Source organism: Rufibacter roseolus, assembly GCF_017916365.1.
GTDB lineage: Bacteria > Bacteroidota > Bacteroidia > Cytophagales > Hymenobacteraceae > Nibribacter > Nibribacter roseolus.
The window spans coordinates 1243301-1258447 of the sequence record NZ_JAFMSU010000001.1 but is presented as its reverse complement, the minus strand read 5'-3'; the positions used below and the strand labels follow the sequence as shown (position 1 = coordinate 1258447).

Here is a 15147-nt window from a genome sequence, read left to right as displayed (position 1 = left end):
GCAGCTATATAACTTGAGTACAAGTAGCATCTCCCAAAACTGCTACTATATTTATTTTGTCTACGCATACTGTTAAGAAATATACGCTTAAAACACTCGCCGTGCTTCTCTGGATAATTGGCGGGTTGTTGGTGCTGGTGGTGCTCCTCCTGGTGGCCCTTCAGATACCAAAGGTGCAGGACTTTGCCGCCAGCAAGGCAGAGAACTACCTGCAGAACAAGATAGGCACGGAGGTACGCATTGGTAAGTTCCGCAGTGATTTCCGCAAAGACATCCTGCTGGAAGGCGTGTACCTGGAAGACCAGAAAGGCGACACGCTCTGGTATTCTGAGCGGTTGGCCGCCAACCTGGACATCCTGGGCATCATTCAATCCAAAGTGGCCCTTAAATCGCTGGAACTGGAAAACGCCACGGCCCACATCTACCGCACCCTGCCAGACAGCGTCTCCAACTTTGACTACATACTAGAGGCCTTCGCCACCCCCACCGATACCACCGTTCAGGACACCACCAGCGCCGGTTTCACCTATGACATAGGCACCATTAACTTCAAGAACATCTTCCTCACCTATCGCGACGAGGTGAACGGACAGAACGTGCGTACCCGCGTGGGCAACCTCAACGTGAAGATGGACGAGTTGGACCTCACCAAAGAAATCTACCGCATAGGCGACATCACGCTGCGCGACACCTATGTAGACATGGTGCAGACCAAGGTTCCGCCGGAGGGCGAGTCTGAGCCTTTGACCATGCAGTTCGGGCTCAAGACAGTCGCGCTGGATAGGGTGAAACTGAAGTACCGCAACGGGGTTGCCAAACAGTACATTGACGTGAACCTGGGCCAGGCCCGCATGGCCTCTGAGAAAATTGACCTCATCAACTCGCGCATCGACCTGAGCAACCTGGAGCTGCACAACAGTACCCTGGCCTACGCCCAGAACGCCGAGATGCCCGCCGAGTACCGCGTGGTAAACCCCGCCGAAGCCGTGGAAGCCATTGAGGAAGCTGTTTCCAAAACCACCGGCGAGCCCGTGAACTGGGTCTTCACCCTGGACAAACTGAACGTGACCGAGGTAGATGCCGCCTTTGACAACTACGATGTGCCCCGCCAGGCCCGCGGCATGGACTACAACCACCTCATGGCCCGCAACCTCAACCTGCAACTGAACGACCTTTACTACAGCACCAACCGCACCACCGCCCAACTGGAGCAACTCACGTTCCAGGAGAAAAGCGGCTTTGAGGTAAAGCAGTTCACGGCCGGCATCCTGTTTGACTCGGTTCAGACCGAATTATCAGATTTGGTGCTGGAAACGGGCCACAGCCGCATCGCGCGCCGCATCAAAGTAGGCTATCCTTCATTGGAGACCGCTGCCGAGGACCTGAGCAAGCTCACCCTTTCCGCAGATCTGCAGAACACCTACATCGGGTTCCGGGATGTTGCCTTGCTGCAACCTGCGTTGGTGAACCAACCGCCCCTGGCGGGCAACCTGGGCCAGACCGTGCGCCTGAGTGGAGTGGTGAACGGCCGCATGGATAACCTGCTGCTGAGTAACGTGCGTGTGAGCGGCTGGCGCAACACAGATTTGGCTTTAAGCGGACGCATCAGGGGCTTGCCTAACCCAGAGAACCTGGCCGCCAACCTCCAGATCAACCGTTTCCATACCACCGCCGCCGACGTGAAATCTTTGCTGCCGGCGGGCACCTTACCGGCCAACATCACATTGCCACCGTCCATGGACGTACAAGGTTCCTTCAGCGGGACCATGACCGCCTTTGACGTAGATGCCACCGTGCGTACCACCTTCGGGAATGCGATTGCCAAAATTGACATGACACCGGGCCGCACCAAAGGACAGGAACGCATCCAGGGCAATGTGCGCCTGATGCGCTTTGACTTGGGACGCTTGATGAATGACAAAACCCTGGGCAGAGCCTCTTTGGTCGCTAATATCAACGGAACCGGCATCACGCCTGAGACCATGGTGGCCAAAATTGACGGTACCGTGCAGAGCTTTGAATACGGCGGATACAACTACCATGACCTGAACTTCGATGTAGATGCCAACCGCAACAGCTACGCCATCAAAGCCAATAGCACCAAGGACCAGAACCTGGATTTTGCGCTGAACGGAACCGTGAACCTTCGGGGCGCCCAACCGGCCATCGCCATGAACGCCAACCTGAGAGCGATAGACTTCCAGGCCCTGAAACTGTACCCAGAGGACTTACGACTGCGCGGCGACATCATCGCTGATTTACGAGGCGGTGATGCCAACAGCCTGAACGGCTCCATCATTGCCCGCAACACCGCCCTTACCAGCAACAACCGCCCGCTCCAGTTTGACTCACTTTCTGTAAATCTAACGCAAAAGCCCGGCCAGACCGAACTGCGGGTGCTTTCAGACGTGATCACCGCCAACCTGAACGGGAACATCGGTTTAGGAGACATCGGGCCGGAATTGATGAACCACATCAGTCGGTATTATGACTTGGGGAATGGCGGTTACAAACCCAGTTCCCGCGCAAGGCAGTTCAGCTTTAATATGGCCCTGCACAAACCACGCGTGTTCCAGGCCTTCGTGCCCGGGCTTACCCGCCTGAGTTTAGATACTCTGTACGGGAACTACAATAGCCAGACCGCCAATCTGCAGATGGTAGCCAGTGTACCGCGCGTACGCTATACCGGCATGCGGCTAGACTCCATTTCCCTGAATGTCTCGTCAGACCCCAAACAGTTGAATTATAACGTACGGGCAGAGCGCATCCGGCAGGACACCACGTTTAGGGTGAACAACATTGTGCTAGGTGGGAATGTGCAGAACAACACCGTAGCCCTGCGCGCAGCGAACCAAAGCAGGACCGGAGAGGAAGAATCGGCTATTGGTGTACTGCTGCGACAAATCACCAATGGGTTTGAAGTGAACGTCGCTCCAGATTTGCTCATTAACCGCGATGCCTGGACCGTGGGGCCAAACAATTTTGTACGGTACTACACCAACAATGGAGCGGTAGTGGCGAACAATCTCCGCTTATCTAACGGGCCCATGGCCATTGCGCTGCAAAGCCAAAACCCAACGGCCCAGAACTCCCCGCTGGATGTCAACCTGACCAATGTAGACGTAGGCTATCTGGCCCGCGCCATTCTGCAGGAAGACAGTCTGGTGGCTGGTACCCTGAACGGGAAAGCTACCGTCAATGACATATCAGGGAACATGAGCTTTACCGCAGACATGGCCCTCACCGGTTTAGAGTACGAGACATTCCCGGTAGGTGACCTCACGTTACAGGCCAGCAACCCTACTGCCAACCGCTACAACATGACGGCCCGCCTATCCGGCTACGGCAACAACGTAACCCTGGCAGGATATTACCTCACCACCGAAGGCAAACCGATGTCCTTTGACCTGGATCTGGGTCAATTGAACCTGGCCAGCCTGCAGCCATTCACCCAGGGAATGGTTAAAAACCTGGGAGGTAATTTAGCGGGCGATGTAGCCATTAGGGGCACCCTGGAAGACCCAGACATTGTGGGCGACCTGCAGTTTAGAGAGGCTACCTTCAACCTAGCCATGCTCAATTCCACGTTCCGGGTACCTGATGAGCGCCTGAGCGTGAACAATGAAGGCATCCAGTTCAACGACTTTGTCATGCTAGATTCCCTGAACAACCGCGCCACTGTGAATGGAGCCATCCTTACCACTAACTTCACTGATTACCGATTTGATCTACGGGCTACTACCGATGACTTCATGGTCATGAACAGCACCGCCGCTGACAATGAGCTGTACTACGGCCGCGTATTCCTGGACAGCGACACCCGCATCACGGGAGACCTGAACGTGCCAGTCATCAACACCACTGTAACAGTAGCGCCTAACTCAAACCTGACCTATGTGATGCCACAGGAGGAAGCGGGCGTGAACCGCGAGGGGATTGTGGTCTTTATAGACCCAGACAGCACCCGCAACCGCCGCATCAACCGCCAAAAGCAGATAGATACGGTGGAGGCCGAGGTCACAGGAATTGAAATGACCATGACCCTGAATTTAACCGATGAAACGCCCATCACCGTGATTGTAGATCCAGAGTCGGGCGACAACCTGACCATCAGGGGCGAGGCAAACCTGAATGTAGGCTATGATGTAACTGAAAACATCACGTTGTCGGGTCGCTATGATGTCACCGAAGGCCTCTACTCCATGAACCTGTATGAACTGGTGAAACGTGAGTTTGCGTTTGACCCTGCCAGCTACATTGTCTGGACCGGTGACATGATGGACGCCGATGCCAATATCACGGCCATCTATAACGTAGACGCGGCTCCGCTGGAACTTATCCAGAGCCAAACCGCCGGGGTAGATGCCGGAAGCGCCGGTCAATTCCGCAACAAACTGCCGTTTGATGTTCGCCTGAACATGGAAGGCGAACTCATGAACCCGGCTATCTCCTTCAATATTGAACTGGATGAGAAAGCAAAAGGGGGCATGGTGGAAGAAGTACGTGCCCGCCTGGACCAGCTAAGCCAACCAACGCAGGAATCTGAGCGCACCAAACAGGTCTTTTCCCTACTGGTACTTGGCCGGTTCATGGCGCAGGACCCATTGGCGTCTTCGGCCGGAGGCGGTATCAATAGTGCCCTGCGTGGTAGTGCAAGCAAAGTACTCTCTGACCAGCTCAATAACTTGACTGGCCAGTACCTGGGCGGGCTGGGAATTGAACTGGGCCTGAACTCCTATGATGATTACTCCTCCGGCGATGCTCAGAGCCGCACAGACCTGAACGTAGCCATGCAGCGCCAGCTCCTCAACGACCGGCTGACCGTAAGCTTCGGGACAGACATTCCGTTGGGCGGCGGCAATGACCAGGGCAACACCGGCAACGGGAACAACAGCGGCTCAAATGCCTTCGCGGGTGACGTGTCAGTGGAATACTCGGTGACCAAAGATGGGCGGTTGCGGCTGCGGGCTTTCCGGAACAATTCCTATGAAGGCTTCTTGGACGGACAGTTGCAGCGCACCGGTGTTTCCCTGCTTTTCGTGCGTGAATATGACAGCCTCGCTGAACTCTTTAGAAATACTGGCAAAGCAAAATAAATGACATCGCTTTATAGACACGTGACCTTCTCTACCCTCTCCCTTTCCAGGGCACTTTCCTTGTTGTTTCTCCTGGCTTTTCTGGCGGGTTGCAGCAGCACCAAAAGCGTTCCCCAGGGAGACTACCTCTACATTGGCGGTGACATCACAGTGACTTCTCCCTACCCTGAGACAGACACCAAAGCCCTGGAACCGGAACTGAACGCCGCCATCCGGCCTCAGCCCAATACCTCCTTCCTGGGCATGCGGCCCAAGCTCTGGATCTACAACGCCATGGGCGGAAACCGTGAACGCAAAGGCATTGCCAACTGGATTAAAACCCGCCTGGGAGAGCCGCCGGTTTTGTTAAGCGAGGCGCACCCAGACCGTGTGAAAGGAGCCATGATCAACCGTTTGTACAATAACGGGTATTTCTCCCCCACCCTGGAACACACCGTAGACACCACCAGCAAGCGCAAGATGGCGCAGGTGCATTATGCCGCCACGGTGGGTAAGCAATACATCATTCAGCAGATCCAGTTTCCGCAGGGGAACGACAGCGTCTCCATGGCCATCAGGGCGACGGAACCCCAAAGCCTGCTGAAGGTGAATGACCCCTACAACCTGGAAAAACTCATTGCCGAGCGCCTGCGGGTGAACGAGATCCTGAAAGAGAAAGGCTTCTTCTTTTTTGACGAAAGCTATCTGATTTACCACGTAGATAGTACCCAGAACAACAAGGTCAACATCTATGTGCGCCTGAAGGACACAGCTCCTACCAAGGCCCTGATCCCGTACCGCTACAAGCAGGTGAGCATATACACCGACTATTCCCTGGGCGACTCCATTGGCGATAGTGAGGCACCGGTACAATTCAAAGACTACAAGTACTATCCAGACGAAGAAACCTTTAAGGCCAAAACCATTCTGAATGCGGTTTTCGTGGAAAACGGCGACCTCTACAGCCGGAAACGCCACCTTCAGACCGTTAACCGCCTCATGGATTTGGGAACATTCAAGTTTGCCGAGGTGCGGTTCACACCCCTGGATTCTATCGGGTTGGATGGACGTATCAATGCCGATATCCTCCTGACCCAAGCCAAGAAAAAATCGGTCAGGGCGGAGGTGCAAACGGTGCAGAAATCCAACGGGTACGCAGGCCCGGGTATTACGGTCAGTTTCCGGAACCGGAATGCCTTGCGCGGTGCCGAGCTGCTGCTCATTAACCTGGTAGGCTCTTTTGAATCGCAGATCAGCGGTGATAGTGCCCGTTCGGGTCTCACCTCCATGGAGGTAGGAGCCGATGCTGAGATGCACGTGCCTCGTATCATTTCGCCGTTCAATATCCGGATCGCCAGCAGTATGTACCAGCCCAGAACGCGGTTTGCGTTGGGTTTCCGGTTCATCAACCGGCAGGAATTCTTTCAGCAGAACTCCTTCAACTTTGAGTACGGGTACTCCTGGCGGCAATACGCCACCACTGAGTTCCAGATCAACCCCGTGCAGGTGCAGTACTCTCGGCTGCTAAACCCTACCCCCGCCTTCCAGGAAGAATTGGCACAACGTCCGTTCCTGGCCCGGGCTTTTGACCAGCAGTTGATCATTGGCGGTAATTACCGTTTGGTGTACAATACCTTGGGGGTTGAAGGGCGAAGCCACCAATTCTACATCAGCCCCGGGCTTGATTTCTCGGGTGGTTTGTGGGGACTCTTTTACCGGGTGAAAAACAAACGGCCCGCTGATCCGGAGTTCCCGAACACGTTCCGGGGACAGGCGCTCTCGCAGTACGCTAAGTTTGACCTGGAAACCCGCTACTACTTCAACCTCACTGAAAAACTGGTGCTGGCTACCCGCTTTCTGGGCGGCTACGGTTTGCCCTACGGCAACTCCAACGTGCTTCCGTACATCAAGCAGTACGGCATTGGCGGTCCTAACAGCATCAGGGCGTTTCCGGCCCGCAGCTTAGGACCCGGTGTTTACAATCCAACGGCATTACAGGAACCCGGCAACGAAGTCTCCCAAAGCTTCTCCTATTTTGACCAGACCGGTGACATCAGGCTGGAAGGGAATGCCGAGTTCCGGTTCCCGCTGATGGACCCGTACCTGAAAGGCGCCTTCTTTGTGGACGCTGGTAACATCTGGCTTGTAAACGAAGATCCTACCCGGCCCGGCGGTAAGTTCAGCGGAGACTTCATGAGCCAGCTGGCGGTGGGCGCCGGCGCCGGCATCAGGATTGACGTGCAGTTCTTTGTGATACGCGTGGACCTGGCCTATCCGCTCCGCGACCCTACCTACCCCAACGGTGGTCGGCCTAAATCCGGACTGTTCGGCACCGGGGTGCTGAACCTGGCCATCGGGTATCCTTTCTAAAATTTTCTCATAAAAATAAATCTCCCTGTTTAGGGCCTGTTTCTATAAAACAGGCCCTAAACAGGGAGATTTATTTTTAGTACCTACTACCCTTTTCTGGGCTATACCTGGCAAAGCGCATTTTTGCGTTCATGCTCTATGAGCCACTTCTTTCTTTCCAAGCCTCCGCCGTAGCCGGTTAGCTGGTTGTTCTTGCCAATTACGCGGTGACAGGGGATGATGATGGAGATGCGGTTGTGGCCATTGGCCGAGGCTACGGCTCTTACCGCCTGGGGCATGGCTAATCTCTCGGCCTGGCGCTGGTAAGAGCTGGTGGTACCGTAAGGGATGTCATGCAGCACGTGCCAGACCTTCTGTTGAAACTCTGTTCCCGGAGTGTGGAGCGCCACCGTGAACGCCTGCCGGGTGCCGGCAAAATACTCTTCCACCTCGGCCTTCAACTGCCTCAGGTGGTCATTCTCCCCGGCCAGGATGGTAGCATTGAGTCTTTTCTGAAGGTCGCGGAACTCAGTTTCCAACATTCTTCGGTCTGTGAACTCCAGCAGGCAGACGCCCTCAGCCGTGGCACAGGCGTACATGGGGCCTAAGGGAGTGGTGAGCCGGGTCATCAGGATGACGGATTTGTCTTTGGTGTCTTCTGGTGATTTTCCGAGCATTTTCTTGAAAGTATAGTTAAAACCGCTTAGAGATTCATAGCCGGCATCAAAGGCCGAATGGGTCACGCTTTTACCGCTTTGCAGCTCCTGGAAGGCGGTATTGATCCTGATCATGCGCTGGTAGGTCTGGAAAGTGATGCCGTGGTGTTTCTTGAACCATCTCCTGATCTTCTCTGGGGCCAGCCCCTGCTGCCTTATCTGGTAGTCCTGAATTCTCCGTTTAGGGTTCTCCTTCACCATCTGCAGGAGCAGGCGCACCTCGGGCGGTGGCTGGTGCGCCTGCTCGGTGGGCTTACAGACCTTGCAGGGTCGGTAGCCGTGTTGCAGCAGTTCGCGGGCCTCGGTGTAGAATTCCACGTTCTCCCGTTTGGGTTTGCGCGCCCGGCACGTGGAGATGCAGAAGATGCCGGTGGTTTTCACGCCCACGTAAAAGATACCAATGAATTGCTCATCTTTGGCCAGCAGGGCTTTGTAGTATTTGTCTACGTCTTTCTGATTGGTGACCAGCATACCTTGAGTGTTATCACGTGTTTTGACTTTCCGTTTGGGCCTGTTTTCTGGAAATCAGCCTTTATTCCCCAAAGAAAGATGATTCAAAACGGGACCGCAACCGAAAAATGGACAAGTATTTTTTTATTCTTAAACTCCCATTTCCCTAACAATTGCCCCGGTACGCGGTTAAGGTAGATATCCTGAAAAGTACTTTATGGCAGTTGACCACCCTCTTACCCCTGAGAAATCCCTTATTGTTTTAGCCGGCGCAACCGGTGACCTGGGCGGGCGCATTGCCCGGCACCTGCTGCAACACGGCGCCCGGGTGCGGGCACTTGTACGCACCGGAGGCACAGGTGACAAAACCGCGGCCTTGCGGGCAAAAGGCGCCACGCTGGTGGAAGTTGATTACCGTAACCATGCAGAACTGGTCAAAGCCTGCTCCGGCGCAACCTGCGTGGTATCGGCGTTGTCTGGCCTTGAGGAAGTGATTCTCGATGCCCAGACGGCGCTGCTGCAGGCGGCAGTGGAGGCCGGCGTGCCCCGCTTTGTCCCCTCTGATTTCGCGATCGATTTCACCAAACTGCCCCCTGGCACAAACCGCAACCTGGATCTGCGGCAGGAATTCAAAGAGCGCCTGGACAAGGCCCCCATCAAGGCTACCTCCATACTCAACGGCATGTTCTCTGACCTGCTCACCGGCCAGGCGCCGGTGGTCTTATTCCCGCTTAAACGGGTGGTGTACTGGGAGAACGCAGACCAGCCGCTGGACTTCACCACCACTGAAGACACTGCCGCCTTCACCGCCGCTGCCGCCCTGGATGACACCGCGCCCCGTTACCTGCGGGTAGCCGGCGATGTGCTGAGTGCACGGGGCTTGCAGGATGCCGCCAGCCAGGCTACCGGGCATCCCTTCAAGTTGCTCAAGGCCGGAAAACTGCGCCGACTAGACAGAATCATCAGGTTCACAAAAGCGGTCTTCCCGCAGAAAGAGGAGGTTTTTCCCGCCTGGCAGGGCATGCAGTATATGCGGAACATGTTCAGCGGCCTGCCTAAACTGGCGCCGCTGGACAATGACCGTTACCCTGGCATTCAATGGACCTCTGTAGAGGAAGTACTTGCAGAGCACGTGCAGCAGAGCTCAAAATAAGCACTACATTTCCGTTGAGATGCCTGGTTGTTTCTGGCTCTTTTCAAGCAATTGGCTGTAGAACAGCTTTTGGGGGAGATTTTGTTTTGGAGGGGATTTTTGAAAAACAGGCTCTATTCGCATTCGGTATAAAAACAGAACCGCCACCTGTTTTCACAACAGGTGGCGGTTCTGTTTTATGGCTTCGGGCCTAGAAGCTTATTGCAAGACTTCCTGCTGGTAGGCTTTGGCGTGGACGTTGGCCACGGCTCTGCCCGATGGGTCGTTCAGGTTTCTGAAGGAGGCATCCCACTCCAACGCGACAGGCGTGCTGCAGGCCACAGACGGCACAGATGGTACCGAGAGCGCGGCGGCATCGCTGGGGAAGTGCTTGGAGAAAATGGACCGGTAGTAGTACTCCTCTTTGGACGAAGGCGTCTGGATGGGGAACCGGAAACGGGCATTGGCCAGTTGCTCATCGCTCACTTTGGCGTTCACCATTTCCTTGAGGGTGTCAATCCAGTTGTAGCCTACGCCGTCTGAGAACTGCTCTTTCTGGCGCCACGCTACGCTGGCGGGCAGATAGTCTTCAAACGCTTTGCGAAGCACCCATTTCTCCATTCGTTCGCCGTTGATCATTTTGTCCTGCGGATTGATACGCATGGCCACATCCATGAATTCTTTGTCCAGGAACGGCACGCGGCCCTCAATGCCCCAGGAGGCCAGGGATTTGTTTGCGCGCAGGCAGTCATACATGTGCAGCTTCTCCAGCTTGCGCACGTTCTCTTCGTGGAAGGCCTTTGCGTTAGGTGCCTTGTGGAAGTACAGGTATCCCCCGAAAATCTCATCGGCGCCCTCGCCGGAGAGCACCATTTTAATGCCCATGGCTTTGATGGCGCGGGCCATGAGGTACATGGGCGTAGACGCGCGCACAGTGGTCACGTCATAGGTCTCCAGGTGGTAGATCACGTCTTTGATGGCGTCAATCCCTTCCTGGATGGTGAACTTGATTTCGTGGTGGATCGTGCCCAGGTGATCGGCAACTTTCTGCGCGGCGGCCAAATCTGGGGAAGCTTCCAACCCGATGGCGAAGGAGTGCAGCTGCGGCCACCAGGCGGCTTCCTGGTCGTTAGTTTCCACCCGTCTTTCTGAGTATTTCTTGGCAATGGCTGAGGTGATGGAAGAATCCAGTCCGCCGGAAAGCAGCACCCCGTAAGGTACATCGCTCATGAGCTGGCGGTGCACGGCGGCTTCCAAGGCCTCGCGCAAAGCCTGGATGTTGGTTTCGTTCTCGGCTACGTTCTTGTATTCCATCCAGTCGCGGTCATACCATTTCTGGTAGCCTTCTTCTTTGCTGGACAGGTAATGGCCCGGAGGAAACAACTCTATTTTGGCACATTTCCCTTCCAGGGCCTTCAATTCAGAGGCCACGTAGAACGTACCGTTCTGGTCCCAGCCAATGTACAGCGGGATAATGCCCATGTGGTCGCGGGCGATGAGGTACTCGTTGTTCTCGATATCATAGATAGCGAAGCCGAAGATGCCGTTGAGGTCATCCAGGAACTGGGTGCCTTTCTCTTTGTAAAGCGCCAGAATGACCTCGCAGTCAGAATTGGTCTGGAAATTATAAGGGATAGTGAGCTTTTCGCGCAGTTGCAGGTGGTTATAGATCTCACCGTTGGCGGCCAGCACCAGTTTTCCGTCCTGGCTGAACAAAGGCTGTTTCCCCGAGATAGGGTCTACAATGGCCAACCGCTCATGCGCCAGGATCGCATTCTCATTGCTGTAGATCCCGCTCCAATCCGGTCCACGGTGCCGGATACACTTCGCCATTTCCAAAATCTGCGGCCGCAACGCCTCAGATGACTCTTTTAAATCGAAAGCACAAACAATTCCACACACGATACTTACATCTTTTAATTAACGATTATCAAATATGAAGGTAAAAACTCAAAACACCATAAATAGTTTCAAAAAAAATGAACAAACATTAATAATTACACATCATCAAACCTCTACAGGTGCATAGATTGCATTACAACAGCAGAATGGTTGTTAGTTTGGTAGAATGAGTGAGTGAGAGAATGAGAGAGTGAGTGAGTGATGAGGCTTAGCGGAAACTTGGGTTGTTTTCATGCAGGCTTTGACTTCTCTTCTGAGCGAGAACTGATTCCTGTTTCTAATCCGATTTTTTTAAAAACAGCCTAAACCGCGCTTCGGAATACTCCCTGTTTTCAGTGGAATACCTAAGATACCAATTCACCGGAACATTCACCACAGATCCAGCTTTTATGTTTCGGGCCTATTTTTGGGAAAACAGGCGTAAACCGTTGCGGCTTAAGTGAAATCCCTTGAGGGGAGAATCTGCCTTGAACAGGCAGGGATGGTAACTCCCAGACCCCTGGCGGGAAGCAGGGCTTATGCTTTTTTGGAGAGGTCCTTCAGAACATTCATTGCGGCCTGTGCGTGCTGTTTGTCCACAAAAATGTGGTCGTGGTAAAAAGCGGCTACTACGTTACAGCTTATCCCTTTGTTTGCCAGGGCTTGGGAGAAAGCCGCCGTTAAGCCTACTGCCGCCAGCGAGGAATGGACTGTTAGGGTGATCCAAGCTGCAGTAAGAGAATAGGCAAGCTGCAACGCATCGGCGAGGTCTTTTCTGAGGATCACGGTGAGGCCTTCGGCTTCCCGGAAAGTCATGAGCGCCTGGGTGAGGTCTATCTTTGCCGGGTCTTGCACCACGCAGAAGACGTAATCACCGAGGTTCAGTTTGGGCTCTAAGGTCCTCAGCATGGTGGCTAAATCTGTTTCGCCGGTCATCTGCCCTTTGGGTTGATGGGAATGAATTAATTACTGAACAGCAGCAGGTCTTCCTGGCTGTTGGGCAAGCGGGTGGTCTTCTGGAGTTTCAGCCCTACTTTCTCCAGAAGCCGGATGGATCTTGCGTTATCTGGGGCGGTGATGGCCAGGATGGTTGGGATTTGCAGGCGGGTGCTGGCATCTTTCACCACGGTGCTGGCCATCTCATAGGCATACCCCTGTCCGCTGAAATCAGGGAGAAAGGCAAAGCCCAGATCGGGATGTGGTAAGCCATCCCGGTTCACCAGGCCGCACATGCCAATAGGCTGGCCGTCTTCTTTGCGCTCTACCAAAGACAAACCGTACCCATACTGCAAGTAGCTTTTCAGGGGGCCGTGTTGCAGGTAGAACTTGGCTTGCTCCTGAGTCTTGATGTTTCGGTCTCCTATGAACTGCAGCCACCCGGGACTGTTCATGAGGGCGATGATAAAAGCCGTGTCCTGGAGCGTGAACTCCCGCAGCCTTAATCTTTCTGTTTCCAGGAGGATTTTCATAAAACGGAGTTAAAATGGAAACGCTACTCGCCGGCTCCCTACCGGTTGAGGAACAGGGCTAATGCTGCTTTTGGCAGAGAGAAATTCAATGGACACTTTGCGTTACACTCGCCTCGGCCGGCTGGGACAACAGCTTTTTGAGCAGCACTATCTGGCCTAAATGGTAATGGGCATGCTCAATCACCCCCTGGATGTTGCGGTAGTAGCTGCCGTATTTTTCCTCCACAAAGGTTTCACCTAGTTTGCTTTCCGGCAACTGCTCCACTAATTGGGCCAGGTCTTCGGCATCGGTCCAGGATTCTTGCAGCAATCTCTCCCAGTCTTCCGGTGAGTCAACAGCCGGATGGTTGAAACTGTTGGCATCTTTGGCGTTGAGGGGTTCATCCCTTAATACCCGCAATACCGCTTTCACATAGTAATTGATATGGTACACCAGAGCCGCGATGGTGTTGAGGGAAGAGATCTTGGCTGTAGCCTGCTGCCAGGTTATATCAGAAACATGTTCCCTTATGGTGACGTCTGTCCAGTTCTCCCCGAAATGAACTTCTCTCAGGTGCCGGGCTAATTGCTGTGGTAGATTCATGGGCATGGGGGTTTTATTGAAGTTTACAGAAAATAGGCAGAAAACACTTAGGTGGCAACTTCTTTTCAGTTCAGCCTTGGCACCAGGATAGGTCATATCTCCATTCCAACGGCTTGGCTAAGGTGGGAGCTTTGGCAGGAACCGGAACCCTATTGATTTGCCATCGGGAAACCAAGTAAATACATTTTTTTGGCCTTGCCGCCGATGATCCCTTTCTCCCACCTGTAATCATCTGCACCCAAGCCTTCCAGCAGTACATCCAGATCATGCAGGGTATAGGTCCGGGCGTTAGATACGGCACCGTCCCAGGCGAAGAAAAAGGGAATAATGGGCAGCAGGTACGTAAAGATCATCTGCTGCCAGGTCAAAGGCCTCACCAGCGGGGTAATGAAAAAGGCCACGATGAAATTCAAAGGCAAAGCTACCCACCACAACGAGATGGGGAAACTGTTGTCGCTTATTTCATAGATGCAGATGGGCTGTTTCCTTTCTTTGGCATTGACCAGGATGTTTCTTGCCGTGCCCGGCGGCATATGGTGGAAACTGCACACCATGGTTCTTACCCCAACCAGATCAGGGGGCACATTGGCGGCATCTATGGGTTTGGTAACATAGGCGACAGAAGAGCTGCCGCGGGTGTTGATTTGGTGGGCTAATTCTTTGTTGGGGTACAGATCTGTCAAGATCAGGGTTAGATCCTGCAGCCTATATTCTGCCCTCAGGGTCTCCGCCACGGCTAGCATAGCCCCTCCGCTGCCCGAGCATAAATCTATGATGGCGAGCTTGGGCGCATAGGCCATGACTTTGTTCACCAATTCAACTAAGTCTTTATGGGTGCCTAGCAATCTGTGCATCACCACCATCAACCTGGTTAAACTAACCCTGAGCCAATTGGGGAACCATGGAAAGTCTTCAAATTCAAATAAGTGGATCCTTTTCATCTTTGGTAGGGACTTCAAGGTTTAGGCTATGCAATGACGGTGTTACGGCACAGGTATGGTGGGCTGCGACTATTCTTCCAATACTCGCCTCAGGTAGTTGATCTGCCCTAAATGGTAAGACAGGTGCGCGAGCAAATGCATGAGGAAAAATCCATTAGACATAGGATATCCCAAGGCCTCTTCCTTGTGAGGTGCTTCCAAATCTTCTGGACTCAATTGGCTCAAGGTGCTCAAAACAATGGTTTTCGTTTCCTCAGTTTGCGCTAATAATATCCCTTTGGGAACATCCTTTAAGCTAAATTCCGCATCGCGGTTTCTCACATAGTCATTATTGCCTATGTTCTTTCCAATAAAGGTCCTTAGGTTACCATTTAGATGCAAGCATAAATTACCAGCGGAATTCTTTACTTCTCCTTTTGTCTTCCAAAGATTGTTTTCAACCTGGAATGCCTCCATCTCTGCCTTCAACCTGTCAAGATCACGGGAATAAAGCTTATGTAATTCAGCTATCATTTGGGTCAACTTTTAACATTCAACTATGAACCAACCGC

At 53.5% G+C, this 15147-nt stretch carries 10 protein-coding genes; 3 read left to right on the top strand and 7 right to left on the bottom strand.

The window, feature by feature from the left end:
• Positions 1-101 precede the first annotated feature (101 nt).
• Together J3P35_RS05150 and tamL are read left to right on the top strand one after the other, a co-directional pair.
• On the top strand, positions 102-5096 hold the full coding sequence (locus J3P35_RS05150; RefSeq protein WP_210463286.1) for a translocation/assembly module TamB domain-containing protein: 4995 nt from the start codon (positions 102-104) through the stop codon (positions 5094-5096).
• Entirely contained in the window at positions 5097-7445 is a 2349-nt protein-coding gene (gene tamL / locus J3P35_RS05145) for a translocation and assembly module lipoprotein TamL (RefSeq protein ID WP_210463285.1), read from the top strand. It abuts the gene before it with no gap.
• A 101-nt stretch (positions 7446-7546) separates the two neighbouring features.
• Here tamL and J3P35_RS05140 read toward each other — a convergent pair whose 3' ends face one another.
• Positions 7547-8611, bottom strand: a complete 1065-nt coding sequence (locus J3P35_RS05140) for a bifunctional transcriptional activator/DNA repair enzyme AdaA (RefSeq protein ID WP_210463284.1) — start codon at positions 8609-8611, stop codon at positions 7547-7549.
• Between the two features lie 196 nt (positions 8612-8807).
• Between J3P35_RS05140 and J3P35_RS05135 the strand changes: the two genes are divergently transcribed.
• Positions 8808-9743: an NmrA family NAD(P)-binding protein gene (locus J3P35_RS05135; protein ID WP_210463283.1), complete on the top strand. Its 936-nt coding sequence runs from the start codon at positions 8808-8810 to the stop codon at positions 9741-9743.
• 198 nt (positions 9744-9941) lie between these two features.
• Here J3P35_RS05135 and asnB read toward each other — a convergent pair whose 3' ends face one another.
• From asnB to J3P35_RS05105, 6 genes are all read right to left on the bottom strand, one after another.
• On the bottom strand, positions 9942-11624 hold the full coding sequence (gene asnB, locus J3P35_RS05130; RefSeq protein ID WP_210463282.1) for an asparagine synthase B: 1683 nt from the start codon (positions 11622-11624) through the stop codon (positions 9942-9944).
• A 516-nt stretch (positions 11625-12140) separates the two neighbouring features.
• A complete protein-coding gene (locus tag J3P35_RS05125; protein WP_210463281.1) occupies positions 12141-12539 on the bottom strand; it encodes an ACT domain-containing protein in 399 nt (132 codons plus the stop codon).
• A gap of 26 nt (positions 12540-12565) precedes the next feature.
• Positions 12566-13072, bottom strand: a complete 507-nt coding sequence (locus J3P35_RS05120) for a GNAT family N-acetyltransferase (RefSeq protein WP_210463280.1) — start codon at positions 13070-13072, stop codon at positions 12566-12568.
• Between the two features lie 85 nt (positions 13073-13157).
• On the bottom strand, positions 13158-13655 hold the full coding sequence (locus tag J3P35_RS05115) for a DinB family protein (protein WP_210463279.1): 498 nt from the start codon (positions 13653-13655) through the stop codon (positions 13158-13160).
• Between the two features lie 149 nt (positions 13656-13804).
• The gene (locus J3P35_RS05110; RefSeq protein WP_246849961.1) at positions 13805-14509 is read right to left on the bottom strand and encodes a hypothetical protein; all 705 of its coding nucleotides are present in this window, start codon (positions 14507-14509) and stop codon (positions 13805-13807) included.
• Positions 14510-14665: 156 nt separating this feature from the next.
• Complete coding sequence (locus tag J3P35_RS05105; RefSeq protein WP_210463277.1) at positions 14666-15109, bottom strand: DinB family protein; 444 nt, start codon at positions 15107-15109, stop codon at positions 14666-14668.
• Between the last annotated feature and the right edge of the window lie 38 nt (positions 15110-15147).